General features: G+C 49.8%; 23 protein-coding genes and 1 riboswitch. Of the genes, 11 read left to right on the top strand and 12 right to left on the bottom strand.

Annotated elements, in window-relative coordinates:
- Window positions 1-322: 322 nt before the first annotated feature.
- The 3 genes from C7R94_RS00845 to C7R94_RS00835 form a co-directional block, all read right to left on the bottom strand.
- Window positions 323-751: a BrxA/BrxB family bacilliredoxin gene (locus tag C7R94_RS00845; RefSeq protein ID WP_012684201.1), complete on the bottom strand. Its 429-nt coding sequence runs from the start codon at window positions 749-751 to the stop codon at window positions 323-325.
- A 79-nt stretch (window positions 752-830) separates the two neighbouring features.
- Window positions 831-2,501, bottom strand: coding sequence for a ribonuclease J1 (gene rnjA, locus C7R94_RS00840; RefSeq protein WP_047073943.1), 1,671 nt, complete (start codon window positions 2,499-2,501; stop codon window positions 831-833).
- A 98-nt stretch (window positions 2,502-2,599) separates the two neighbouring features.
- The gene (locus C7R94_RS00835; RefSeq protein WP_106778065.1) at window positions 2,600-3,370 is read right to left on the bottom strand and encodes a hypothetical protein; all 771 of its coding nucleotides are present in this window, start codon (window positions 3,368-3,370) and stop codon (window positions 2,600-2,602) included.
- A 103-nt stretch (window positions 3,371-3,473) separates the two neighbouring features.
- Between C7R94_RS00835 and C7R94_RS00830 the strand changes: the two genes are divergently transcribed.
- Window positions 3,474-3,812, top strand: a complete 339-nt coding sequence (locus tag C7R94_RS00830) for a YqzG/YhdC family protein (protein ID WP_106778064.1) — start codon at window positions 3,474-3,476, stop codon at window positions 3,810-3,812.
- On the opposite strand, the gene C7R94_RS00825 is transcribed toward C7R94_RS00830, so the two are convergent.
- Window positions 3,809-4,435, bottom strand: coding sequence for an SCO family protein (locus tag C7R94_RS00825; RefSeq protein WP_106778063.1), 627 nt, complete (start codon window positions 4,433-4,435; stop codon window positions 3,809-3,811). The two genes, C7R94_RS00830 and C7R94_RS00825, sit on opposite strands and share 4 nt — an antisense overlap.
- Window positions 4,436-4,522: 87 nt before the next feature.
- Window positions 4,523-4,834 carry a rhodanese-like domain-containing protein gene (locus tag C7R94_RS00820; RefSeq protein ID WP_047073938.1) on the bottom strand — a complete coding sequence of 104 codons (312 nt, stop codon included), beginning with the start codon at window positions 4,832-4,834 and terminating at the stop codon, window positions 4,523-4,525.
- Window positions 4,835-5,145: 311 nt separating this feature from the next.
- Window positions 5,146-5,252, top strand: a riboswitch (SAM riboswitch).
- Window positions 5,253-5,343: 91 nt separating this feature from the next.
- Between C7R94_RS00820 and C7R94_RS00815 the strand changes: the two genes are divergently transcribed.
- The 10 genes from C7R94_RS00815 to C7R94_RS00770 all read left to right on the top strand — a co-directional run bounded on the left by C7R94_RS00815 (window position 5,344) and on the right by C7R94_RS00770 (window position 16,458).
- Window positions 5,344-6,648, top strand: a complete 1,305-nt coding sequence (locus tag C7R94_RS00815) for a homocysteine synthase (protein WP_106778062.1) — start codon at window positions 5,344-5,346, stop codon at window positions 6,646-6,648.
- A 154-nt stretch (window positions 6,649-6,802) separates the two neighbouring features.
- Entirely contained in the window at window positions 6,803-7,852 is a 1,050-nt protein-coding gene (locus C7R94_RS00810; RefSeq protein WP_106778061.1) for an ArsR/SmtB family transcription factor, read from the top strand.
- The gene (locus tag C7R94_RS00805; RefSeq protein ID WP_106778060.1) at window positions 7,849-9,075 is read left to right on the top strand and encodes an MFS transporter; all 1,227 of its coding nucleotides are present in this window, start codon (window positions 7,849-7,851) and stop codon (window positions 9,073-9,075) included. Before C7R94_RS00810 ends, C7R94_RS00805 begins: the two co-directional genes overlap by 4 nt.
- A gap of 48 nt (window positions 9,076-9,123) precedes the next feature.
- Window positions 9,124-10,062, top strand: a complete 939-nt coding sequence (locus tag C7R94_RS00800) for an AAA family ATPase (protein ID WP_106778059.1) — start codon at window positions 9,124-9,126, stop codon at window positions 10,060-10,062.
- 4 nt (window positions 10,063-10,066) lie between these two features.
- A complete protein-coding gene (locus tag C7R94_RS00795; RefSeq protein ID WP_106778058.1) occupies window positions 10,067-11,257 on the top strand; it encodes a DUF58 domain-containing protein in 1,191 nt (396 codons plus the stop codon).
- Window positions 11,254-12,582: a DUF4129 domain-containing protein gene (locus C7R94_RS00790; RefSeq protein WP_106778057.1), complete on the top strand. Its 1,329-nt coding sequence runs from the start codon at window positions 11,254-11,256 to the stop codon at window positions 12,580-12,582. The genes C7R94_RS00795 and C7R94_RS00790 overlap by 4 nt, the downstream gene beginning before the upstream one ends.
- A gap of 151 nt (window positions 12,583-12,733) precedes the next feature.
- A complete protein-coding gene (locus C7R94_RS00785; RefSeq protein ID WP_106778056.1) occupies window positions 12,734-13,831 on the top strand; it encodes an ArsR/SmtB family transcription factor in 1,098 nt (365 codons plus the stop codon).
- A gap of 1 nt (window position 13,832) precedes the next feature.
- Entirely contained in the window at window positions 13,833-14,642 is an 810-nt protein-coding gene (locus C7R94_RS00780) for an ABC transporter permease (RefSeq protein ID WP_106778055.1), read from the top strand.
- A gap of 17 nt (window positions 14,643-14,659) precedes the next feature.
- Window positions 14,660-15,646 carry an ABC transporter ATP-binding protein gene (locus C7R94_RS00775; RefSeq protein ID WP_106778054.1) on the top strand — a complete coding sequence of 329 codons (987 nt, stop codon included), beginning with the start codon at window positions 14,660-14,662 and terminating at the stop codon, window positions 15,644-15,646.
- On the top strand, window positions 15,643-16,458 hold the full coding sequence (locus tag C7R94_RS00770; RefSeq protein WP_106778053.1) for an ABC transporter permease: 816 nt from the start codon (window positions 15,643-15,645) through the stop codon (window positions 16,456-16,458). Before C7R94_RS00775 ends, C7R94_RS00770 begins: the two co-directional genes overlap by 4 nt.
- Before the next feature lie 183 nt (window positions 16,459-16,641).
- On the opposite strand, the gene C7R94_RS00765 is transcribed toward C7R94_RS00770, so the two are convergent.
- The 7 genes from C7R94_RS00765 to C7R94_RS00735 all read right to left on the bottom strand — a co-directional run bounded on the left by C7R94_RS00765 (window position 16,642) and on the right by C7R94_RS00735 (window position 23,556).
- Window positions 16,642-17,181 carry a hypothetical protein gene (locus C7R94_RS00765; RefSeq protein WP_106778052.1) on the bottom strand — a complete coding sequence of 180 codons (540 nt, stop codon included), beginning with the start codon at window positions 17,179-17,181 and terminating at the stop codon, window positions 16,642-16,644.
- A gap of 107 nt (window positions 17,182-17,288) precedes the next feature.
- A complete protein-coding gene (locus C7R94_RS00760) occupies window positions 17,289-17,981 on the bottom strand; it encodes a M24 family metallopeptidase (RefSeq protein WP_106778051.1) in 693 nt (230 codons plus the stop codon).
- A 22-nt stretch (window positions 17,982-18,003) separates the two neighbouring features.
- Entirely contained in the window at window positions 18,004-18,777 is a 774-nt protein-coding gene (locus C7R94_RS00755; protein WP_106778050.1) for an HAD-IIB family hydrolase, read from the bottom strand.
- Between the two features lie 103 nt (window positions 18,778-18,880).
- A complete protein-coding gene (gene pdxR / locus C7R94_RS00750) occupies window positions 18,881-20,266 on the bottom strand; it encodes a MocR-like pyridoxine biosynthesis transcription factor PdxR (protein WP_106778049.1) in 1,386 nt (461 codons plus the stop codon).
- 70 nt (window positions 20,267-20,336) lie between these two features.
- The gene (locus tag C7R94_RS00745) at window positions 20,337-21,716 is read right to left on the bottom strand and encodes an MFS transporter (protein WP_106778048.1); all 1,380 of its coding nucleotides are present in this window, start codon (window positions 21,714-21,716) and stop codon (window positions 20,337-20,339) included.
- Between the two features lie 74 nt (window positions 21,717-21,790).
- Window positions 21,791-22,381: a TetR/AcrR family transcriptional regulator gene (locus tag C7R94_RS00740; RefSeq protein ID WP_233220436.1), complete on the bottom strand. Its 591-nt coding sequence runs from the start codon at window positions 22,379-22,381 to the stop codon at window positions 21,791-21,793.
- Between the two features lie 146 nt (window positions 22,382-22,527).
- Complete coding sequence (locus C7R94_RS00735; RefSeq protein WP_106778046.1) at window positions 22,528-23,556, bottom strand: NADH:flavin oxidoreductase/NADH oxidase; 1,029 nt, start codon at window positions 23,554-23,556, stop codon at window positions 22,528-22,530.
- Window positions 23,557-23,950: the final 394 nt, after the last annotated feature.

Below are 23,950 nucleotides of genomic sequence, written 5' to 3'. Positions count from 1 at the left end.
TTTAAAAGAATGAAGGAATGTCCTCAGTAACGACAGAGAAGAATATTCCAGACGTAGCGACTTGTGGAGTCCTACCGAGTGGAGAAGGGATTCGCGGGCAACAGAAACGCAACCGTGCCCATACGGCGTAGCGGCTACCACTTTTGCGTTTCCCCGCGAATCCCTTCGGAGCGGACAGTCTTAACCCTCAGATGGACGGAGCCTGGAGCCTAGACTGGAAATATTCTTCTCTTCACTGCAGCCCCATTTCAAACGATCACTGGCACCAAGTCTGTAAAAAAAGACGCCCGTTACCGGGCGCCTCGTGATGTTTAGTGGTTTCTTATTTGTAAGTATCGTAAGCGTTGGTCAACAGGCCAGCGATTGTCGCCAGTTCGTTGTTCTCGATCTGATGACGCTCGATCATGGTCATGATTTTGCCATCTTTCATGATCGCGAAGGATGGGGAAGACGGCGCATAGCCTTCGAAATACTCACGTGCTTTTGCAGTTGCTTCCTTGTCTTGACCTGCGAATACGGTGAAGATGTTATCCGGCTTAGTAGCGTGATTCAAGGAATGTACAACTGCTGGACGAGCGAGTCCTGCTGCGCAGCCACAAACCGAGTTCACGACAACAAGTGTCAGGCCTTTTGCGTTTGGCAGTGCTTGCTCTACTTCTTCAGCAGTGCGAAGTTCTTGAAAACCGTTGCGAGTCAACTCATCGCGCATCGGTTGAATTACTTGGCTCATATATGCTTCATAAGACATCATTGGGCAACTCTCCTTTTTATCACGAAGTTCAACTTACTTATTATTATACCCCGACTGCCTCTACCCGAGAAAGCAGGAGCTACACTTCCATCAAAATGGTAAGAATCATTGGGTTACGGCCTGTTTTTTCATAAATGAACGGCTTGATCACTTCATTGATCTGTGACTTCAGCTCAGACCATTCCTTGATTTTCTTATCCAATGCTTCCTGTAGACGCCCACGAACGAGCTGTGTCGCTTCCTGAATCAAGGATTCTGAACCGCGTACATATACGAAGCCGCGGCTCACGATATCTGGGCCCGTCAAAATTTTGAAGTTCTTCATATCCAGGCTGACAACCACGACCATCAAGCCATCCTCAGCCAAATGCTTGCGGTCGCGCAGGACGATATTGCCGACATCGCCGATACCACTGCCATCAATGAGGACAATCCCTGCTTGTACTTTGCTGAGCCACGCTTTTTCGCGGTTGCAATTCAGCACTTCGCCGTTGTCCATAATAAAGATGTTGCTCTCCTCGATCCCAACCTGTTGGGCCAGCTTGGAGTGAGTCTTGAGCATCCGGTATTCCCCGTGGATCGGGATGAAATATTTCGGACGAATGAAGTTGAGCATGAGCTTCAGCTCTTCGCTGCTGCCATGACCTGATGCGTGAATATCAAATTCGTGACTCAATACTACGTTGGCACCTGCACGGTACAGCTTGTCTATCGTGCGGCTTACGTTGATTGTATTTCCTGGAATCGGGGATGCAGAAATGATCACCGTATCTTCTGGATAAATGGAAACGGTACGATGGGAACCGGATGCAATCCGAGTCAACGCTGCCATCGGCTCACCTTGACTGCCTGTGCAAATAATCAGCACTTGGTTGTCCGCGTAGTTGTCGATGTGCTTAATATCAATCAGCATGCCCTCTGGCATCTGGATATAGCCCAGCTCTTGTCCAATCAAGAAAACCTTTTCCATACTGCGGCCAATAACCGCCACTTTGCGATTGCACTGCTCCGCAGCATCTACCACCTGTTGCAGGCGATGCACGTTGGAAGCGAAGGTAGCCAGAATGATGCGTCCACGCGCTTTGCGTACCACATCAAGAATCCCTTCTCCTACCGATCTCTCTGACATCGTAAACCCAGGACGCTCACTGTTCGTACTATCGGACAAAAGCGCCAAAACGTCCCCGCTCGCACCAATGCGTGCAATTTTTCCGTACTCCGTTGTTTGCCCGACTGGTGTCATGTCAAACTTGAAGTCACCCGTGTGAATGACCATTCCCTCTGGTGTATGAAGCACAATTCCCAAAGAATCAGGAATACTGTGGTTCGTCCGGAAGAATGTCGCCTTCAGCTTCGCAAAAGGAATTTCCGTATCTTCCGAAATCGGAATCAGCTTCACTTCATTTTGCAAACGGTGCTCTTCCAGCTTCGCCTTGACCAAGCCCAGGGTCAGACGACCACCGTAAATAGGCACCTTGATTTGCCGTAAAATATAAGGAATCGCACCAATGTGATCCTCATGTCCGTGCGTTAACAAAAGTGCTTTGATCTTGTGCTGGTTGTCCACTAAATAGGAAACATCCGGGATAACCAGATCAATACCGAACATTTCATTCTCGGGGAATTTCACCCCGCAGTCAATGATGATGATTTCGTCCTCATACTCGACGCAGTACATATTTTTTCCGATCTCGCCGAGGCCGCCCATCGCGAAAATCTTAACGTCGCTCAAACTCTTTCCTCCTAACATCGTCGTGCATGATTATGGGAATCCGAACCAAGCATGCCATTCTTATTATATCACAACGTAAGACGTTCGTTTCATCCAGTCTTGTCTATTCCACACATTCATCTTCGGTCAATAATCGAATACTGATACTCCAAATCGGCAACTCGTTCATCGGTAACGACACTAGCTCTCGCCCAGAAGTCGTGCTTCGCATAAGAATCGCCCGTCCATACCTCCGTAATTTCTCCTGAAGAGAGCTTTAATGGTACGGCCTCGACTTCTTTTAATACCGTCCCGCTTTTGTTTTTCAATCGCAGCTTCAAATTGATCTCCAACGGCTGGTCAGACTGATTTCGCACCAGGATGAGACTTGAATACGGATACCCGGCACAATTTTTAGTACACTCTTGTCTGCTGTATACGAGAGCGAGATCAATGGGCTTCTCGTTATCCATCTTCGCCTCTTTCCACTGTTCTTTTGCTTTTTGTACGACGATGACGTACTCCGCTTTCTTCAAAAAGGGACCCATCCCTAAAAAAGCAGCGGCAAAAAAGCTAAACAAACCAAAGGCTGTGCACAGAAAAACGAGGTTCATTTTCCAAAACTGTTTTCTCATGGTGATCAAAAAGCCAATATACAGGAGGATACAAACAAACACCAACAGGATACAAAAGTATAAAAAGACCTCCAAATCAGACTCCGTGGGTAACACCGGAATGCCGTACTTCATTTGCCAATATACATTCGCGGCGAAGCAGCCTCCGTAAATCAGTACGGCTAAAGCAATCGTGAGCCCCCATTTTTTCCAAAGAGGAGGCTTTTGAAAAATCGCCGCAAGAACCCCTACCAAAACAGGAACGCCAAATAAGGGAATGAGCAAGTAATGCATCGAATACCTCCCGCACTTCATTGTCATTATTTTCTACGAATGATATTCCGAAAAGTCTTCAAAATACATGGCAAGCCATTTCGAAAAGGAGGCGGATAAGCAAGTGCAAGCCGCTCGTCGCCTATTTCGCTATCGGAACATGATGCCCCTTCTCTCTATCGTACTTTTCCTGCTCATCTTTCAGCCGTTTCCTACCTATGCCCAGCCTCCCTATGCAAAATGGGGCAGACTCGCGGTGCAGGAAACGATGAAGCGATATCCAAACGCTCAAATTGTGGACTACCTGCATGTCGGACGAAAACAAAAAACGCCCACCACGTCGGAAGAGACGTTTAAGCTCTTGCTTCAAGAAAGCAATCGCAGGTGGGCGTTACTCGTTCATATTGAATTCGTGAATCAATCAGAAGAAGTCGTAAACATCTCCTATGAGGAGACCCGCTAGTCAGCGAGCTGTACCATCTCTTTCATCATGACTTCCAGCTCCATGTTGGCTGCCATCCCGTACGCGCGGCGCATGTTTCCCTCTCCATCCACAAGGAACATGCGAGCCGTGTGGGAATAAGAACCATCTGGCTCCTTAATGACCATCAGACCAAAATCCTTCGTCACTTTCTCTACAGCCTGAGCATCCCCGCGCAGGAACTTCCAGCCACTCTGATCTGCCTTGAACTTGGCTGCATAGTCCTGCAAGACTTCCGGCGTATCGTTATCAGGGTCAAAAGAAATGGAAACAAACTCCACCTTGTCTCCGAACAGTCCCTTTTCTTTCAACTGATCTTGCAGCTTGGCCATGTTGAACGTAGTCGCCGGACAAATATCCGGGCACTTGGTAAACATAAACTCTACCAGTCGTACCTTGCCAGCACTTGAATTAAATGTATAGGTTGTTCCGTCACTGTTGTCTAAGGTGAAGTCCGCGATCGGCTTCAACACCTCGATCTTCTCTTTTGTCATGTAATTATAACCAAATACTCCGACGATAGCCAAAATGATAATACCAGCTAGCACAGGAAACCAATGCTTCTTCATTGCAGATTCCTGCTGCAATTGTGTTCCTTCACTCACGGGTTGCTACCTCCCTGCTTGTCCCATGCGTGATGCCTCCTGTTTAAACACGGGAGGCATTCACACTGTTTCTATCACAACAACGTCTTACTGTTCCACTTCACCTGGCCATGCGAGCATGCCGCCAACCATATTCGCCACGTCATACCCTTGTGCACTCAAATACTCTGTAGCTGTATTGCTTCTGGCACCACTGCGGCAAACCATCACAATCGGAATGTTCTTATCCAGTTCATCAATACGATGCGGCAAAAAGCCGAGTGGGATCAGCTTTGCCTCTTTAATGTGACCCGCATTCCACTCATCGACTTCGCGTACATCAATGACTTGCAGCTCCTCTTTGGCTTCCAGCTTTTCCAACAGCTCTTGTGGTGTAATTTCCTTTACTCCATGGCTCATCGTTATTTATCCTCCTATATGTACGATCAGATCAGTTGTAACCACCTCCATGATATCATACGCTATTTTACTTTTCTAACGCGAAGAGCACTTGGCTTCACCATGCATCTATGCTCCCCATTTTCTACCATTATCTCCTATTTCGATGCGGCAATAGCCACACGGGATGTGAACAGGTTGAGACAAAACCGTTACAAATTAATGGCATGAGTGAACACCTTTCATCCATATATACATAAAAACCTCCCCGATAACTGTATATTCCTCATTGACAGCAAGGTTTTATTTTCATACAATTACGACAACAATTATTTTCATCAAGAGCGGTGGAGGGACAGGCCCTACGAAACCCGGCAACCAGCAGACTAGCTGCATGGTGCCAATTCCTGCAGAATCCAGTGATTCTGAGAGATGAACAAAAGCCCGTGCATGTTCGGAGCCTTCTTCTTCTCAGGAGAATGCTCCGTTTTTTATTAGCCGATTCCCCATTAGCAAAAGGAGAGATGGACATGTCCGATCAACAACAATGGAAGCCAGAAACACTTGCGGTACACGGTGGGCAGGAGGTTGACCCTGTAACAGGCTCACGTGCTGTTCCGATCTATCAGACAACCTCCTATGTTTTCCGCGATACGGAGCATGCAGCCAACCTGTTTGGCTTAAAAGAGTTTGGGAACATCTATACACGCATCATGAATCCCACGCAGGATGTGTTTGAGAAGCGTGTTGCCCTGCTCGAAGGTGGTGTTGGTGCACTCGCGACCGCATCCGGGCAAGCTGCCATTACATTCGCCATCTTAAATATTGCGCATGCAGGAGACGAGATCGTCGCTTCCAGCAGCCTCTACGGCGGTACCTACAACCTGTTCGCCCACACTCTTCCCCGCCTCGGAATCAAGGTTCATTTTGCAGATCAATCCAATCCAGAAAACTTCCGTGCCTATATCAATGAAAAGACAAGAGCCGTGTTTTGCGAGACAATCGGCAACCCGCGCATTGATGTCGCTGATATCGAGGCGATCGCCCATATTGCACATGAAAATGGCGTGCCTTTGATCGTGGATAACACCTTCGCAACGCCGATTTTGTGCCGTCCTTTTGAGCACGGGGCTGATATCGTCGTGCACTCCACCACCAAATTCATCGGCGGCCACGGAACAGCAATTGGCGGTATCATCGTAGACTCTGGAAAATTCGACTGGAACAACGGAAAATTCCCAGGTCTGACTACACCAGACCCAAGCTACCATGGCGTCGTTTATACAGAGGCAGTCGGTCCGCTGGCCTATATTATCAAGGCACGTGTTCAGCTCCAGCGCGATATCGGAGCAGCAGTCGCTCCAATCAATTCCTTCTTGTTCCTGCAAGGATTAGAAACACTGCATCTGCGGATCGAGCGGCATAGCCAGAACGCCTTGGCAGTAGCCCAGTTCCTCGCCAATCACTCTGCGGTAGAGTGGGTGAGTTATCCGGGATTGGAGTCAGACTCCCAGCGTGAATTGGCCCGAAAATATTTGCCAAAAGGTGCTGGCGCGATCCTGACCTTTGGAATTCGCGGTGGCGTTGAGGCAGGAAAAACATTGATCGAGTCAGTGAAGCTGTTCTCCCATCTCGCAAATGTCGGGGACTCCAAGTCACTCATCATTCATCCAGCGAGCACAACACATCAGCAGATGACAGAAGAAGAGCAGGCAGCAGCCGGAGTGACCCCGGGACTTATCCGCCTCTCCGTCGGCACAGAATCGATCGACGATATCATCTCTGATTTGGAGCAAGCACTACAGCGTGCCTCGCAATTATCCACGGTAGGTTAACCCTACCTTTTCAGGAAGAAGAATCACGTCATCTCTTTGGACAGAGATCTGTGATTCTTCTTTTCCTTTTCTATTTCTGTTCGAAAAATATTGAATTTAAGATTCGGTATCTATAAAATACATAATTATGTACAAATTTTGGAAGGATGATCACATGAAGATTTTAAACATTGGCAGTGAACGAACGACCTATCGGGTTGAGCTCTCATATTCTCCTTTATTCGAAGCTGCCTTGGGAATCGCTGCCGCTACCTACGATCAATTGCATCACACGATGGAACACCCTCCTGCCTACTGGCGTCAACTGTTGGACGAGCTATCACCTCCTGTACGGCAAGAGGTCGACTATGCCAAGGAGCACAACACGTGGAAGACGCTTTTGCAACTGCTCGATCTTTGCCCTTTCGCTGATCTAGATTCCTTTCTCTCGTATGTCAGAGAGCTTTCAACCGAACAGCTCCGATACGAGGCCCTCCCTTATCTCGGTGAAAATATGCAGGAAGCACGACGGAAGGCTGCACTAGGAAGCAAGGATGATTGCGCCGCTTTGCAGAAAGCCTGCCGTACGCACCTCTTTTTTGAATCGTACATCGGACATATTGCTTCCGTTGATGCAGAAGAGCTGCGGGGCCATATTCTCCGATTGATGGAAGGCTGGTATACCACTCATATCAAGCCGCGTGAGCAAGAAATCGTTCGCATGCTAGAACGGGATTGGTCGCAAAAGCAAAACAAGCTAGGAAAGCTCCCCCCAGAAGCCTTGGTAGAGTATGCGACGGGATCGAGCTACCTCCCAGAGCCTGCCGTGACACGTGTACTGCTGATCCCGCAAGCGATCTATCGCCCGTGGACGGTACAGGCCGATGCTGTTGGGACGAAAATTTTTTATTACCCTGTGGCTGACGAAAATTTGCACGATGCTGTAGATCCTAATCAGCCACCGCCTTCACTGGTGCAGGCCTTGAAAGCACTCGGAGATGAGCACAGGCTGCGCATGGTCAAAATGCTGGCGGAAAAGGATCTGAGCCTGCAAGAGATAACAGATCAACTCTCCATGGCGAAATCGACAGTACATCATCATCTGTCCATGCTGCGGTCTGCCCATCTCGTTGAAACAGCAGGCTCCCGTTACAGACTCCGCCGTCATACGCTGGACAAGCTCCCCTTGTTATGGGATGAATTCCTGGACAGGAGCACCCCATGAACCAAACCGCTGTACAAGCCTCTGTCTGGCAGCAGCGTTCTTATCGTTGGATTCTTTTCGGTCAGCTCATTTCAGAACTCGGCGCCTCACTCGGTACCCTCGCCAATAGCTGGTTAATCTATCAGGCAACAGGCTCACAAGGTGCGGTCGGACAGATGTTGCTCTTGTATTTCTTGCCGTCGCTCGCTATTCAGCTGGTAGCCGGACCGTACATCGACCGATTCGATAAGAAGCGTGTCATGATTTTTTCTCAATGGATGCGAGCTGCTGCGTTTTGTTTGTCCTTTGCGGTCATTACTTCCGGGACTGAATCACTCTGGCCGCTGTATTTCACTGCCTTGATCAACGGTCTCGTTCAACCGCTGTATGTGCCAGCCAGTCAGTCGCTCCTCCCTGCTCTGGTCAAAAGAGAGCAGCTCCTCCAAGCCAATGCCTATTTGGATAGCGTCTTGCGGATTGCCTTGATTACAGGTCCGCCTTTGGCTGGGATTCTCGTGGCGAGTATCGGCGGAGAGTCCGTATTCGCATTGGTCGCGATCAGCTATGCGCTCAGCGGTTTCTTTCTGGTTCTTTGCCCAATCGCCTCAGCGGATACCGCCAACAAGAAGCAATCGTGGTTCGTCATGTTTAAGGCTGGTCTTGCGATTTTTTGGCAGAAACCCCTTCTGCTCTGGCTTGGCCTGTATTCAGCTCTCGTCCAATTTGCTGTCGGAGTCACACTCGTACTAAACCTGCCTTTTGTAGCTGGCGAGCTGCAAGGCACCTCGTTTCATGTAGGCTTGTTTTTAGCTGGCTACCCGTTGGGATATTTCTTCGGTTCCTTGCTCGTGCCTCGCTTCCGCAGCAGCTTCGGACAGCCCCTGATCATGTTAGGATCACTGGCACTAGGTGGCTTGAGCTTTGTTGCGATAGGCTTTACTCATGACATCTGGCTCGCTATCACCATCGAACTACTGGCTGGTCTGTTTGCTCCCTTTTTCCAGGTACACAGCACAAGCCTGTATCAGCTTCACGTTCCTTCCGAGCTAATGGGGCGTGTACTTTCTGTCCGCTTGCTCATCGTGCGTGCGACGATGCCCGTCGGTATTTGGCTTGGTGGACAACTGAGCGATCAGGTAGGGATTCGCCCTCTTTACATCTCTGTAGGTGCCGTCATCGTGTTCGCCGCGCTGGCAGGAATATTATTTCGAAAATTTGTAACTAACAGGATATTCCATATATAATAAAAACCGTATGACTCCTCAATTTTGAATGGGAAAAGGAGAATTTTCATGACTCATCCGACATTGGATAACCTTCAGCATGCTATCAGCAGCGTCATCGTGGGCAAGGAAAGTCAGATCCGCCTATTAGTCACAGCCTTGCTTGCCCGTGGTCATGTATTGCTGGAGGACTTGCCCGGAATGGGAAAAACCGTGCTTGCCAAAACATTGGCGCAAGCGATTGGCGGTTCTTACAACCGCCTGCAATTCACCGCAGATCTACTGCCATCTGATGTCGTCGGTCTACACGTATTCAATCAACGAACAAGTGAATTCGAACTGCGAAAGGGACCTGTTTTTGCGGATGTCTTGCTCGCAGATGAAATAAACCGGGCCACTCCCAGGACTCAATCCGGCTTGCTGGAATGCATGGAGGAACGCCAGGTTACGATTGAAGGTGTCACCCTGCCACTCCCATCGACCATGCTGGTTATTGCTACCCAAAATCCGATTGAATCGGAAGGGACCTATCCGCTGCCGGAAGCCCAGTTGGACCGCTTCCTTTTCAAGCTGTCTCTTGGCTACGGTACGCGAGAGGATGCCAAAGAAATTTTGCGTAGGTTCCGCAGCGGCTCCCCATTAGAAGCGGTCGAGCCAGTCATCACTGTCGAACAAATTGCGGCTCTGCAACGCGAGGTCACGACCGTTCACGTCAGCCAACCGGTGGAAGACTATATCATCGACCTGACGGAAGCGACTCGCCAGCATCGCTCGGTTGAAGTGGGCATCAGTCCGCGTGCCATGCTCTCCCTGTTGCGATCGGCCCAGGCTTACGCGTTCATTTCTGGACGTAGTTTTGTTTTGCCGGATGATGTAAAAGTGGTGTTTCCAAGCCTGGCAGCTCACCGCATCCGCCTCTCCATGGAAGCAGAGCTGCATGTGACGGAGCAGGAAGTCGTGGAGCAAATTTTGACCAGTGTCCCCGCTCCCGTCGAAGAAAGCGTGTAGCGCTATGATCACCAAGCAAACCTTTCACGTAATCGGTTTTGTCTTACTGCTCTTCGCCGTTTTTTCCGGTCACTGGTTTTTCTTTCTGTTTGGGGGCTTTTTCTTTTTTCTCCCCGCTGCACAAGACTGGTGGGCCAAGTCCATGTCCAAATGGGTATCGCTCGAATGGTCCAGTGATCAAACACGCGTCCTGTCAGGGACACCCGTGCACATTACAGTTCGCTTGCACAATCGTTCATGGCTGCCTTTGCCTGCTACCTGGCTTCGCTTCACACTGCCAGAGCATGTCGCGGTGGAAGGCGCAGACGAGGTGCGAAGCCTCAATCATCGGACGAGCGTTCGCCTGCGATTTGATCTGCCGATGCGGCAAATTGCCTCACGCACCTTGATTCTCATCCCGAACAAGCGAGGCACGGTCTGGCTGACGGATGTTCAATCGGAGACATTGCCATTATTGGGCGAGGAGCCTACTGCCATGACACTGTCGATTTCCTTTTCCTTGCTGGTCTATCCGTTGCCTCTTGCTCTTTCTCCCGTCGTACTCGCTGAATCGGAACCGGACGGGAATCGGCTTTCTCGTCAGCGCCAACAGGACGATCCCACTTTTCAGCGAGGTGTTCGGTCGTACATGCCAGGCGACCGTTTCAAGCATATCCATTGGAAGGCAACCGCCAAAACAGGCTCACTGGAGACGCGTCTTTTCGAGTATACAGCCCATCCGAACTGGCGAATCGTCGGGCATATCCTGCCCTCCTATGAACCGTTGATGCAAAAGTATAACGATACCGCCAATGAACGGACGATCTCCTGTCTTGCGGCTTTGGCTGGCCTGTGCAGGAGAAAATCGGTCGGATACGAGCTGTACCTTACCGTGAAGCAACGAGGACGTGAGCATTTTCATTTGCCTGCGGGAAGTGGCAAGGCACACCACCTGCACGTCATGACCCAACTGGCGCAAATTCACCATTTTGTGACGACGCCACTGGCACCTGTTCTTCGCCGGTTAGAGGGAGCTCATGGGAAGGAAGCCATTCTCATTGTGACACCACGAATGGACCCATCCGTACAAGCCTCAGCGGAGCGCCTTATTCAATGCGGTCATCAGGTTGCGGTGCTGGATGTTTCTTCTGACCCTGTCACCATCCAGCGCTTTGATCATGCTCGCTTGAAAAAAAGGAGCGTGATGATGGGATGACACTCTCGTTGATGGGCCGCTGGACGCTCGCGTTTTGGCTAGAGGCCATGCTGACAGGCATTGCCCTGATCTTGTTTGGGTATATGACGGCAGGCTTCGGTCAACTGCTCTCGTTTTGCCTAGTCGCAGCAATCCTGCTCATGGCTGGGAGCTGGTTGTACTATGGTGGTGGCGGTCGATTTACGCTCCATCTGTTGCTGTATCCCCTTGTGTTTTTCATAGGAATGGGCTGCTTCTATCTCTACGATTCGTGGCTGATCGCGCTTATACTGGCTGCTATTTATTTTTGGAGAGTGCAAAGCGCTGCATCGGAAGGTTATCGACATGACAGTCTGCAACGCAGATTTGTTCTGGCGCTGATGGTGGGCCTGATACAGCTCGTGATAGCTGTACTTTACACCTCCATCGTTGACCCAGGCTCCTATTCGCTTGCAGCCTCTTTTTCCATGCTTGTCCTCATTACTCTCAGCTATATGTTGGTGGCGATTATGGCGTTCGTACTGCGGGAAGGACCACTTTCTACGAGTCTGCCTGCTCGCATTAGCTTGCTACTCGGCAGTCAAGTGTTGGGCACTCGTTTTCTTTTGATCGCGGGTTATTTGGCTGTCGGTTCCATGGTATTTGGTCTCATCTATTGGATCTGGAGCTGGATAAAAGGACCTGTCAGCGCTGGACTGTATACCCTCTTTGAGCCTGTGCTTATTTTCATTGTGGAATGGTTTGAACATTTGTATGAGAGGGCGAACCAAAAACAGGCAAACATGCAGATACTCATGGAAAGTACAGGGCAAACAGCAGATCATCCTGTGGAACAGATACAGCTCGGAGAATCACTCTTTTCTGTTCTGCAGCCATACTTAATCATTGCCTTCATCCTCGCCTGTGTAATCCTGCTCAGCCGATACATATGGAAAAAGCGCTTCAAGGGGACGATTATGCTGGAAAAAGAAGTGGCGGCTGCACAAAACACCGTATTGACCACTGTTCCCTCCTCTTCCAGTGAAGAAAGCGCAGAAGATGGCTCTGCCAAATGGTTCAAACAGCCCGTTGGTCCAGAGGATGATCCCACCAGGTACGCCTACTATCAATTCCTCGTCCTCATGGAGAAGCAAGGAGTGCCAATCGAGCTGCATGAGACACCCCAAGAATTTTTCAATCGTCTGCGCGAACTGCCCTTGCTAGATGCAGGTCAGCTGGATGCAGTCGCTCGCATCACACGTTACTATCAGCAATATCGTTATCAGGAAAAGCCTCTTCCCGAAGCGGATTTGACAGCAATGCAGCAAGCCGTGCAGACGCTCGGCTCTCGTTTCTCTGAGACGTAATATCGTTCACAACCACGTGCTATACGTTAGACGTGGTTGTTTTCTTTTTCTCTTGACATCGAGATGCCCCTCCGGCATAATTTCTTCAATTTTGCCCGCTCCCAAAATGAATTCACCAAATGGTTAATTGAACAAGAAAGGAGGATGCTTGGTGCAAGATTTGCCTGACTGGCTGCGTAAGCATCTTCATGTCGCGTACATACCCGGCTATGAGTTTTTCTTAAGTCTTCATGTGCTTGCAAAGCCGGAGCATCACACCTCCCGCTTGCATTGGGCGGAGGAGTTGCTCACTGCTTTACCTGCCCCGCTCTTGAAACAGCTTCACTATTTTAGTTCCATGTCCAATCAGTTTCTCGATGCCATGGATTTCCTTGCGCCTTGGGAGGAGTGCTTTGAGCATTCTGTTGAGGCCGCATTGGAGCGTGTACAGGCGATGGATGCTGGCGAGTTTGCCCAACTCATGATCGGTCCCGTCTATCATCCCAGACAGCTTCAAGCTTGGATGCAAGGACGCACGGACGAGATTTTTGATGAGCTGAAACCGGAGCATCGGGAGCTTTTGCGCCATCCGCTATCGACCAAGCGAAGCTTTCTGGAGTTTTGCTACGACTACCTGCCTTTTTTCCAGACAGAAGAACGGCGGATTGAACCGTGGCTCGTCCGCGCAGTACATGAAGCACAAGAGCAGATCAAGCTTGATCCGCTTCCGTTTTTGTCGCAGGTACACCCGCGCTTGAAGGTGCACGAGGACTTCTTGCAATTTCATAAAGCAAAAACGTACACATTTGGCTATTCGGAGCTGGCGCGTATCCATTTGCGTGTCTCTACTTTTGTCTCGCCGCATTTGTTGCTCGGCGTTTACGACGACCATATCTCCGTGTGCTTATCCGTTGAAGTTCCTGGCACCAGAGCCACCTCGGTGATTCCCACCGACTTCATCAACAAAATGAAGGTATTCAGTGATCCGACGCGGACAGCGATTCTCAAATCGTTATTGAATCATCCTTACTGCACGCAGCAGTTGGCTGACCTGCATAACATCAGTGAACCTGCTGTCAACAAGCATTTGAATCTGTTGGTAGACACCGGCTTTATCTGGAGTGAACGACGGGGACGGTATGTATTTTACCGCGCGATTGCATCACGGCTGGAACAGCTCGCCGTCGATCTGCATGAGTTCATCGATATGCCTGTTCCCGGACTTGTCTCCCCACCTGCTTCATCACATCCCCCAGAACGGAGGAAATAACGTGTTTCATGTCGCTAAAGCTACCTTTATCCGCAATACCCGCGTAATGATTCGTGCCTATCCGTGGTCGTTTGTCATCGGCCACATTTTTTCCGGGGTGTATACGGTGCTGTTTGCCTTTTTCGCCTATCACTATGTATTTGCCGGGCAGTTGGACGAGAATTTCGCACATCTCACCGGCTCGTCCGATTACTTGTCGTACGCCATCCTCGGCGGAGCTTTTTATGCGTTTGCCGTCTCGACCTTGATGAATGTCAGCCGCTCACTGATTACAGAACTACGGGAAGGAACCTTGGAGGCGGTTTTGCTTACCCCTTCCTTGCGCAGAGGGTACTTTTTGGGGAATGTCGCTCAACAGCTCATGCGTACTTTGTTCGAATTTTCGGTAATTGTGCTTGTTGGGGCGGTGCTTGGACCCACGCTCTCTCATACAAACGTATGGAGCGCCGTCCTTGTCTGGATATTGTCTACAGGGGCTTTCTTTTGCCAGGCACTCGTTTTGGGTAGTCTCATGCTTTGGTTCCGCGATACGTACATCACACAAAACACGCTGTTTGCCGTGATGGCCTTTGTCAGTGGGGTGACGTTCCCGATTCCGTATTTGCCTGAATGGGTGCAGCCACTTGGTCTCATCATGCCGCTTGCGCCTGCGTTGGATGCTTTTCGGCAATGCGTGATTCAAGGAGCGCCGCTGTACGCCGTTTCACCACAGCTGTTTCATATGGCAGCTCTGTCCCTCGTCTATCTCGCCATTGGCGTGTGGGGCATTCGTCGGATGGAAAAACGCGTCATGGAATCGATTTTTGGATAATGAGGAGGTCAACAATCATGCTGATTGCAGAAAATGTACGGAAGGTATACCGGGTGAAGGAGAAAAAGGGATGGCTTCGCCAGCAATGGACAGAGGTAGAGGCAGTTGCTGATCTGTCCTTTCGCATGGTACCCGGCAAAATTATTGGATTGTTAGGCATTAACGGTGCAGGCAAAACAACAACGATCAAAATGTGCTCCACACTGCTCACCCCGACCAGCGGCACGATCACGGTAGACGGATATGACGCGGTAAAGGACGATCGGTTCGTCAAAGCCAAGGTTAACATGATCGCAGGTGGCGAGCGCATGTTGTACTGGCGTCTGACAGGGCGGGAAAACCTGCAATATTTCGGCAGTCTGTACGGTTTGCAAGGGCAGGCCTTGCGCAATCGGATCGATTCGTTGCTCTTGCAGGTTGGTCTGTATGAGGCTGCCAACACCCCTGTCGAGCGTTATTCCAAAGGCATGAAGCAACGACTGCAAATCGCCCGCGGCCTGATCAATGACCCGCGTTACCTGTTCCTTGACGAACCGACTCTCGGCTTGGATGCTCCTATCGCCCGGCAGCTTCGCAAGCATGTGAGTGAGCTCGCTACTCAGCATGGAAAAGCCATTCTGTTGACCAGCCACTACATTCATGAGGTAGAAGAGCTTTGCGACGAGGTATACATCATCGATAAAGGAAGGCTCGTGGTGCATGATACACCGGAGCACCTGACCAAATCGCTCCACCTAGATACAGCCTTGCAGGTAGTGATCCCCTCTCTTTCCGACTCGCTCGATCACGATCTGCGCCAGCTGGCTCAAGCTTACGGCGGCTCGCGTGAAATCGCAGAAACAGATGAGCAGACCTGGGAAGTGACATTACGGGGAAAAACGGATATGACGACTCCGCTGCTTTCCCTCTTGGCTGCTCACCAGTCCCCTGTCTTGCGTCTCTCTACCCAACAGCCATCACTGGAGGACGTCATCCTGCACATGGCAGATCGGAGGGGCGCATGAAACAGCTGGGCAGCCTGCTTTTGGCGGAAATCATCAAGGAGCATCGCCATTCGTTTCACAGCAAAATGATCTACTTCTCGCTCTTGGTCTGGCCCCTCATCAATTTCGTGACCGCGTATTATTCGTTTGCCCCGTTCCGGATGGGAGCTGATTCCCCTCTTGCCCGGTTCATCAGCTACGAGCAGCTGCCGCTGTTCCTGTTGACTGGCTATTTAGGCTACATCTTTTATTGGTGCCTGGTGCAGTCATCCTGGCAAATGAGCTTTGAACGGCAAGCAGGAACCATGGAGATGATCTTCATCAGCCCGGTCAACCGGCTCGCTTTTCTGTATGGGCGTTCGCTTTCCTCGCTGATCGAGGGGGTCTGGCTGTTCTTTTGCTTTGTCCTGTTAGCCTTATTTTTTGTGGATGGCATTCAGCTGAGCGGCTGGTGGGCGCCTCCACTTGCCTTCCTCATTTTGCTGGTATCGGCCATCGTCTGGGGCGGCTTTCTCTGTGTGCTCTTTCTGTTTTCACGCGACGCGAGCTTTCTGTACACCGTTTTGGATGAGCCGATGCTGATCTTTTCCGGTGTCCGTCTGCCCCCGATGGCCTTTCCGGTTTGGGCCAAGGTCATTTCCTTTTGCTTTCCCCTGACCTACGCGCTTCAGTTGATTCGCGAGCTGCTGATGGAGGGAGCGTCGTTGCAAACCATGCTGCCGAGTATAGGACTTCTCGCCGCTGTTCTGCTGGTGCTCGTGACAGCGACTGTCGTGTTGTTGAAGCAAGCGGAGAAGCATATGAAAAAGACCGGGAACATGGTGATGTATTAAATGCTAGCAGGGTTTCGGGTAGAAATAGGAGAGAATTCCTCGGGACGCAAAGTCGCCGAAACATTCGACAAAGTCAGGGGCAGCCAAAGCTGTGCATACCCGCGGGATTGACGAGGTAGCCTTGTGGAGCCAATTCTTTTGCCTTGGCTCCTCCTTGCTGCCATTCTCGGATGTCATTTCAGGTCATGGTAGACGGAGGTAATTGTATGGCCTAATCCAGATTGACTTGGGTGTCCAACCACTGCTTACCTTAAATTCAGCAGTCTTCCCAATCTTTGTTCCACCTGCACCTACAAGACCGTAAGCCTCCAGCTGGATTGAATTTTGATAATGCGTTGGTGTTCCTTTCTGCACGTAAGTTGTCAGGTCTGCTCTGAAATTATTTTCCCATAAGTTCAAGCCAACATATACAGTCCCCGACATAAAAGTAAAAGCATTAAAAGCTGTGTTTGAATTACTTCCAGTTACTGTCCAGTTATCTGGTTGAGCTTCTGCTAAGGTTTTAACCTGATTTCGTTGAAAGGCATATTTTTTAACTAACTCTGCATCTTTATCGCTAAGAACTTCTCCAACCTGATATTTATCCCCAATTAGTCTCATTATTTGTTGAGGGCTCTGTTGTACGGACGTTGCAAATACAGGACTCATGCCACCCCCAGTAACCGAAACACCCAGTAGAAGAGCAGTAGCTACAGCAGATAGTAAAGATTTTTTAGCAAACATCACAATACCTCCTACAAACAGCGGATGTCATACCCGTGAAAATAAAAAAGAGAATCCGACGAACAAATCGGAATCTCCAGTAATTCACCAAGGGCAAGGAATATACCCTACTCCACCGTCAACAGCTTCTCCACAAATCCCCCAATTTCCCGTTCCCGATCAATAAAATGAACCTCCAAGATCCAGTCGCGCGGCTGACCGTGCTGATCCGGTTCCCTCATCGGCTTGTGGTTGTCTGGGTGAATGTAGTTATCGATGTCATCCCCTTGAATTTTTTCATGCGGGAATTCGCCGATGAGATGCCCTGCGTGCGGACCACCGTACTCCCAGCCGTATGCTTTGGCGAGCTCGCACATGTAGGCAAACAGCTCGCTGCTTGTAATATCCGGCTTGGACAAAAAGTAAACCTTGCCCTCGTCCCACGCTTTTTCAATATCGTCGCGCAGCTTTTGTTTTACCGGATCATTTCCAAGCACATACGTCCGCCCGAGATCAGCTTCCCAGTCCTTAAAAATGGGCCCGAAATCAAGAAAGACAATATCTTCGGGAGCGACAGTCAAATTCGGTGGATTTTCTCGGTATGGATACAGCGTGTTTCTGCCCGCTCGCACAATTCGCTTATGCCAATATTTTTTGATCCCGAACAATTGAAAGGCCAGCTCGTAAATCTCCTTGTTGATCTCTTTTTCCGTCACACCGCTGCGAATGATGCCCTTCTCTTCGATGGTAGCAAATAAAAACTCGGCTTTGGTCTCTGCTTCACGCAGTGCCTGATGTCTCTTCTCCACTAATGGATTCATATTTAACGGCCTCCTTTTCCGTTTACGAAAGAGCTAACTCATACTTCTCGCCCAGCTCTCGCAATTTTGCGATAATAGATTGCTCTACATAATCATCCATGGCGATTTTTTCCTTCGCTAATGCAAGCAGCGGTTCATACTCGCCAATCAATACGGAATGATGCGCTTTTTCAAACAGCGGCAAATCATTCATGTCATTGCCAAAGCAGATGAACGGCTCCCCTGCCACATCGAACCGATTCAGGGCAGCCCATTTATTCACTCCCCGATACGTGAGGTCGAGAATGCCTTCTGCGGAATGATAATGCAGCGTAACGTCGAGTTCCTTGATTCTCGCCATCACTTCTTCATAACGGTCACACGATAAAATCAGGATTTTCAGCACGGCATTCAGTTGATCCACGTCCACGCGACTGGCAGTCCGATTGGGATCGATATAGCTCAAAAAAGGATGAGTCGACACACAATTATGTGCATAATTCCACGAGTCATCGATGAAATACTGCGCGCGATAATCCTCGAGAATGCTAATGATTTCATGCGCCAAACGATCCGGGATCGGCACGCAGCCCTGCAAGCTCCCTTGGTGATGTGTCATCGCTCCATTCGCGCCAATGAGGAGATGGTTGCCAAACCGCTCATCGAGGACAGGAAGCATGTCACGGCACGGTCTTGCGGAGGCGAAACCCACGGTATGTCCCGCTTGTTCGAGTGCAAGCAGGGTATCCAAAATGTTCGTTGAGATCGGTTGACCCTTGAAGCAGATCGTCCCGTCCAGATCAAAAATGAATTTCATTTTTCCCACCCTTTCTAATCGCTGTCCTGTCCATCTTAATGGATGGCTGACCGAGGCCAAAGGGACAGATTGTTCAAGATGAGTGGGACAGAAAGCTGATCTGTTACTCGAACCAGGCGCTAGCCAACAAGTGAATGCCCTCCTGAATATCCTCTGGAGTCAATGCTCCGTACCCTAGCAGTACCGTCGGGTGCTCCCTTGTATCATGGAGCCAGTATCGGGCAGTTCCATAGACTTTTACACCCTTTTGATAGGCACGCTCCATCAGTTCGGCTTCCGTGCGCTGACTTTTTACGGTCAAAAATACATGCAGTCCCGTATCCTTCCCTTCCATTTCCACACGTCCGTCCATGAAACGTGCGATTGCCTGAAGAAACACCTCTCGCTTTTCCACGTAGTTTTTTCGCATGTGCTGCAAGTGTCTATGCCAATAGCCATCGGACAAATACGCCGCTAGCGTCAACTGATCCAAACGGGAAACAGGTTGGTCGTATTCAGGCAAGCGCTGGTGAAAACGCGATAATAGCTCGTAAGGAAGGACGACGTAGCTGACGTTTACAAGCGGCAGCAATGCTTTGGAGAGCCGCCCAATGTAGACAACCTTTTGGGGAGACAGACTCTGGATCGAAGGGATGTAGCTCTCTTGATATTTGAACTCCCATTCGTAGTCATCCTCTACCAGATAAGAATGCGATAAGGACTCCGACCACACGATCAATTGGTTTCGCTTCTCCAGAGGCATCGTCATTTTGTTGATGAATTGCTGGGAAGGACTCACGTACATAATGCTTGCCCCGCTTTGCCTCAGCTCTTCGATAGATACACCGTCTGCCTCCAAGGAAATGCCGTGTACCCGGTAGCCACCGTTGAGAAACGTATTTCTCGCACCATCATAGCCCGGATTTTCTACGCCAATCGCATGCTTCTCTCTGTCCAGAAGCTGAACGACAATCGACACCAACTGTTGCGGGGTGGCTCCAATAATAATCTGCTCCGGCGTGGCGAGGACTCCTCTCGTTTCATGCAGCAATTTCGAGAGTTCCTTTCGCAAGACGTATTCGCCTTGAGCCAGCCCCTCCACCATATACGTGCGCTGATGTTTGGAAATGAGCTTGTTGCGCAGCTTATTCCACGGATGAAAAGGGAATGCCCCCAGCTCGATGTTGCCGTAGCGAAAATCATAGCGAATCGGCGGTATACGAGAGTCTTCTCGTACCGCTGCGTGCTGCCCGGAAGGAGGCCCTGCCTTGTACGTCACCTGATACCCTTTTTTCGGAATGCTAGTGACATACCCTTCCGATACCAGTAGCTGATATGCAACTTCCACCGTGTTTTTGCTGACAGCAAGCGATTGGGCACAGCTTCTTATCGAGGGGAGAAATTCTTCATACGCAATTTGGTTACGCAATATTTCGGCTTTGATAAAGTGATAGATTTGGATGAACAATGGCTCTCCCTCTGTAAAACGAATGGCAGATAGCTCTCGCAACGAACAGGAACCCCCTTCCTTTTTTGTTTTAGTCTACCACATATTATATTAAGCCTGAGTGAACAAAAGATCAGATATCCGCCAGAAGGTTTTGTTTCTTTGCCCTACCGAACTGAAAGTAGTAGAAGACCATAAGACACACATGCATCAGGGCCATCATCCAATAAATATTGCTGTAAATAATGCCGCTCGTATAAGGATTCACCGGGTTCCAATTGGTAGTCGCGCCAACATCGATCACCTTGCTATATACCGCAGACGCGATCCCCATGGAAATGAAGCTCAGCATCGAAAAGATTCCCATGCCTACTCCCGCCTGCTCCTTCGTCAACGTCCTCGAGATCGAGTTCGCCATCGAGATTTGCATAAAAGACTGCCCCACGTTGCCCAGGATCAGGAAGAGTGCAATGCCTAAAACCGCGGCGCTTGTAAAAGTAGACAGCAACCCAAAGCAGCCAATCAGTAAGCTAGACGCAACGAAATACAGAAAAGCATTCCCCCGCCTGTCCGCGAGCCTTCCTCCCACACGACCAAGCAATGCCGAAGCGATCGCCGCTGGAACCATCACAAAGCCGATCCAGCTCGTCGATAGCTGCTGCACCTGGGCCAAGAGCAGCGGACTGAGATAGTAAAGCGATATCCCCATTCCATTTATGAGAAATGCCATCAGAATCCCGATTGTATACTGCTTGTTGGCAAAAACCTTCGGCTGTACAAACGGATCAGCTACCGAACGAATTCGTACGACGAACAGGAGCAATGTAACCAAACTGCCCAATGCAAACCACCACGATCCATTCGTAACTCCCAAAAGCAGTGACGTCACGCTGATCGCAAGTAAGGAGCCACCCACCCAATCAAACTTCCCACTAGCCGCGATCTCTTCATCCTCCAAATATTTGCGGTAGAACGGCAGCGTAAGCAAGATCAGGAGCGGTATGGAAAACAGCCAGCGCCAATGGGCAAAGCTGACGATTAACGCCGCGATCACAGGACCGAGTGCACCGCCAAGAGCCAATCCTACTGCCGTTCTTCCTAAAACAGAACCCCTGCTCTCCGGCGGGAAGTATCGCAAAGGAATAAGCATCGCAGTAGCCGGAATGACAGCCGCCCCTACTGCCTGCAAGCACCTTCCGAAAAGGGCCATCCCAAAGGAATCGGAGACCAACCCGAAAAACGAACCAGCCGTAAATACCAAGAGTCCAAACGTCAACAAATTCTTGAGCTTGTATCGATCCGCCAGCTTGCCATACGTCACGGTTCCAATCGCGTATAACAATCCATATGCAGTCGATAGCCAGCTCACCTGCGCTATGCTCAAACCAAACTCCTTGCTAATTTCGGGGAGTGCAATGTTAAACACCAAAGCACTCATGGAGGATATAACCAAGGTAAACATCAAGATTCGGATTAGTATTTCACTGTTTTGCTGCGTTTTTGTCGCTTCCATGCCGTATCTTCCCCTTCACTTTGTTATTCGCACCTTGACTGTCAGTACTGACTGACATAGGAGTGATAAAAAAACTAGGGAGTCAAACCCCTAGCGAAAACCTCTACACTCTCTTTGATAAATGCATCTAGGGATATCCCTGAAAAATTGCTAGTGCCATCCAGATCGTTCAAAAACGCCCCGAAATTCATAACCATAAAGGCAGTCGCCTGTGCCTCCGGGTTCGTTTGGATCATCTTTCCCTTTTTGCCCATCTCTTTGAAGTAATCTGTAAAAAGTACCATCAACTGTCGCGGGTGCTTTTGTGTCCGTTCGCGGAATCCGGGTAAATGGGCCTCATCCTTAATGCTAATCAAAACCATTTTCCGATTGCGGTTCATCATTTCGTGATACGTTCGGCTGATTAAAAGCAAATCCTCGCGCAAATCCCACGTAAGCTTCTCCGTGAAAAGCTTTGTCAGTCCTTCCGTGTAATGAAAACGGTCAAAGGCGCTCTCCAGCAAATTCCGCTTGCTGCCGAAGTGACGAAACAACGTCTTCTCGCTCAATCCTGCCGCATTGGCAATTTCTTGCGTGGTTACGCCGTTGTAGCCTCTTTCCGCGATGAGATCGATTGCGGCTATCATCAGTTTTTCGCTGCTTGTAAGACTTTTGCTGCTACTCATTGCTATCCTCATTCCCGGAAGTGATTGTCAGTACTGACTGACATTTATCTTAAATCTACTGCCAAAAAGTGTCAAGGGGCTCAAAGTAAAAAAGGCTCTCCCCCGACCATTCAGTCGAGAGGAAAGCCCATCGCTCTTTTACCTGATTAAAACGCTCTTGAATATTGCTTCGGTGGCTGCAGATCATCCGCCGACAGCTCATGAATTGCATGCAGGGCCCAATAAGGATCACGCAGCATGCCGCGCCCGACTGCTACCAAATCCGTATCACCATTGCCAATGGATGCTTCCGCCACTTTTGGATCATCGAGGTTGCCGACTGCAATAACCGGAACATCCAGTGCCTGCTTGATCGCTCGTGCCAATGGTACTTGATAGCCAGGATGAACACCTGGACGGCCTGCTGAACCAATCGGTCCTTCCCCACCGCTGGATATATGGAAAATATCCACGCCAGCTTCCTTGTAACGGCGGCACAGCTCCGTGCTGTAATCCAGCCCATATCCACCATCCACATACTCTACAGCTGAGACGCGCATGATCAGCGGCATGTCAGCTGGAATGACCTCTTTGATCGCCTGAATAATTTCCACGCCAAACAGCGCTTTATCCCGCCCGTACTCATCGTCTCGCTGATTCGTCAAAGGGGAGTGGAACTGGTGAATCAAGTATCCGTGTGCACCATGGATTTCAATGGTATCAAACCCTGCTTCCACCGCACGTCTCGCTGAGTCCTGGAACTTGACGACCATTTGCTTGACCTCTTCTGTCGTCAACGCCCGTGGCGTTTTGTATCGCGCCCCTGGGAAAGCAATCGCGGATGCGGATACAGGCACTTCTGCGTCTTCCGCTTTGCGGCCCGCATGAGCAATCTGTATGCCGATTTTGGCCCCATACTTATGAACCTCGGAGACGATCCGCGCATACGCCGGAATCTGTTCGTCAGACCACAAGCCCAAATCGCCGTTGGAAATTCTGCCATCTGGCTCGACATCGGTCATTTCCACGATGATCAGACCGGTTCCGCCTACTGCACGAGAAACGTAATGAACAAAATGCCAATCCGTTGGTGTTCCATCGTGTGCATCCACAGAGTACTGGCACATCGGCGGCATGACAATCCGATTTTTCAAGCTAAGTCCTTTAAACTGAAACGGGGTAGACAACAACGCCATTTGATCCACTCCTTACTTTTTTTTATTATCATGCCAAAAGTAAGCATCTTCTGCAATCCCAAGTTGCACTTTTGTCCAGCTGCTGTGGTGGGGAGGAAACAGGAGAAAACGCTCAGCTTCTAGGCCCACCCGCTGAGGAATTCACTGCCCGCCTCCATTCAAAAAGCGAAACCGCGTCCAAAGTAGTTCTTTCAAGATGTTTTTCAGAGGTGGACGCTTAAGTGCGTGTTTCGCTTTTTGCATTCCGTCTTGGTCGGTGTAACAAAGATCTTCGCTTTTTTCTCCTGTTTGCTCTACGAGCTTTCCGTGCTTAAACGGGTTTTTAAAGACTTAAAGATTGAAGAACATCATCAGTTACGCCAGAGAAGAATATTTCCAGACGTAGCGACTTGTG

It is taken from the genome of Brevibacillus sp. NRRL NRS-603 (genome assembly GCF_003013445.1).
In the GTDB taxonomy this organism is placed as follows: Bacteria; Bacillota; Bacilli; order Brevibacillales; family Brevibacillaceae; genus Brevibacillus; species Brevibacillus formosus.
The sequence above is the reverse complement of the archived record's forward strand: the minus strand, read 5'-3'. Positions and strand labels throughout refer to the sequence as shown.

Excerpts from the sequence above, each read along its gene's own strand:
- C7R94_RS00845 (WP_012684201.1), bottom strand. The coding sequence starts at position 751 with ATGATGTCTTATGAAGCATATATGAGCCAAGTAATTCAACCGATGCGC.
- rnjA (WP_047073943.1), bottom strand. The coding sequence starts at position 2,501 with ATGTTAGGAGGAAAGAGTTTGAGCGACGTTAAGATTTTCGCGATGGGC.
- C7R94_RS00835 (WP_106778065.1), bottom strand. The coding sequence starts at position 3,370 with ATGCATTACTTGCTCATTCCCTTATTTGGCGTTCCTGTTTTGGTAGGG.
- C7R94_RS00820 (WP_047073938.1), bottom strand. The coding sequence starts at position 4,834 with ATGAGCCATGGAGTAAAGGAAATTACACCACAAGAGCTGTTGGAAAAG.
- C7R94_RS00815 (WP_106778062.1), top strand. The coding sequence starts at position 5,344 with ATGTCCGATCAACAACAATGGAAGCCAGAAACACTTGCGGTACACGGT.
- C7R94_RS00810 (WP_106778061.1), top strand. The coding sequence starts at position 6,803 with ATGAAGATTTTAAACATTGGCAGTGAACGAACGACCTATCGGGTTGAG.
- C7R94_RS00805 (WP_106778060.1), top strand. The coding sequence starts at position 7,849 with ATGAACCAAACCGCTGTACAAGCCTCTGTCTGGCAGCAGCGTTCTTAT.
- C7R94_RS00800 (WP_106778059.1), top strand. The coding sequence starts at position 9,124 with ATGACTCATCCGACATTGGATAACCTTCAGCATGCTATCAGCAGCGTC.
- C7R94_RS00795 (WP_106778058.1), top strand. The coding sequence starts at position 10,067 with ATGATCACCAAGCAAACCTTTCACGTAATCGGTTTTGTCTTACTGCTC.
- C7R94_RS00790 (WP_106778057.1), top strand. The coding sequence starts at position 11,254 with ATGACACTCTCGTTGATGGGCCGCTGGACGCTCGCGTTTTGGCTAGAG.
- C7R94_RS00775 (WP_106778054.1), top strand. The coding sequence starts at position 14,660 with ATGCTGATTGCAGAAAATGTACGGAAGGTATACCGGGTGAAGGAGAAA.
- C7R94_RS00770 (WP_106778053.1), top strand. The coding sequence starts at position 15,643 with ATGAAACAGCTGGGCAGCCTGCTTTTGGCGGAAATCATCAAGGAGCAT.
- C7R94_RS00765 (WP_106778052.1), bottom strand. The coding sequence starts at position 17,181 with ATGTTTGCTAAAAAATCTTTACTATCTGCTGTAGCTACTGCTCTTCTA.
- C7R94_RS00760 (WP_106778051.1), bottom strand. The coding sequence starts at position 17,981 with ATGAATCCATTAGTGGAGAAGAGACATCAGGCACTGCGTGAAGCAGAG.
- C7R94_RS00755 (WP_106778050.1), bottom strand. The coding sequence starts at position 18,777 with ATGAAATTCATTTTTGATCTGGACGGGACGATCTGCTTCAAGGGTCAA.
- C7R94_RS00745 (WP_106778048.1), bottom strand. The coding sequence starts at position 21,716 with ATGGAAGCGACAAAAACGCAGCAAAACAGTGAAATACTAATCCGAATC.
- C7R94_RS00740 (WP_233220436.1), bottom strand. The coding sequence starts at position 22,381 with ATGAGTAGCAGCAAAAGTCTTACAAGCAGCGAAAAACTGATGATAGCC.
- C7R94_RS00735 (WP_106778046.1), bottom strand. The coding sequence starts at position 23,556 with ATGGCGTTGTTGTCTACCCCGTTTCAGTTTAAAGGACTTAGCTTGAAA.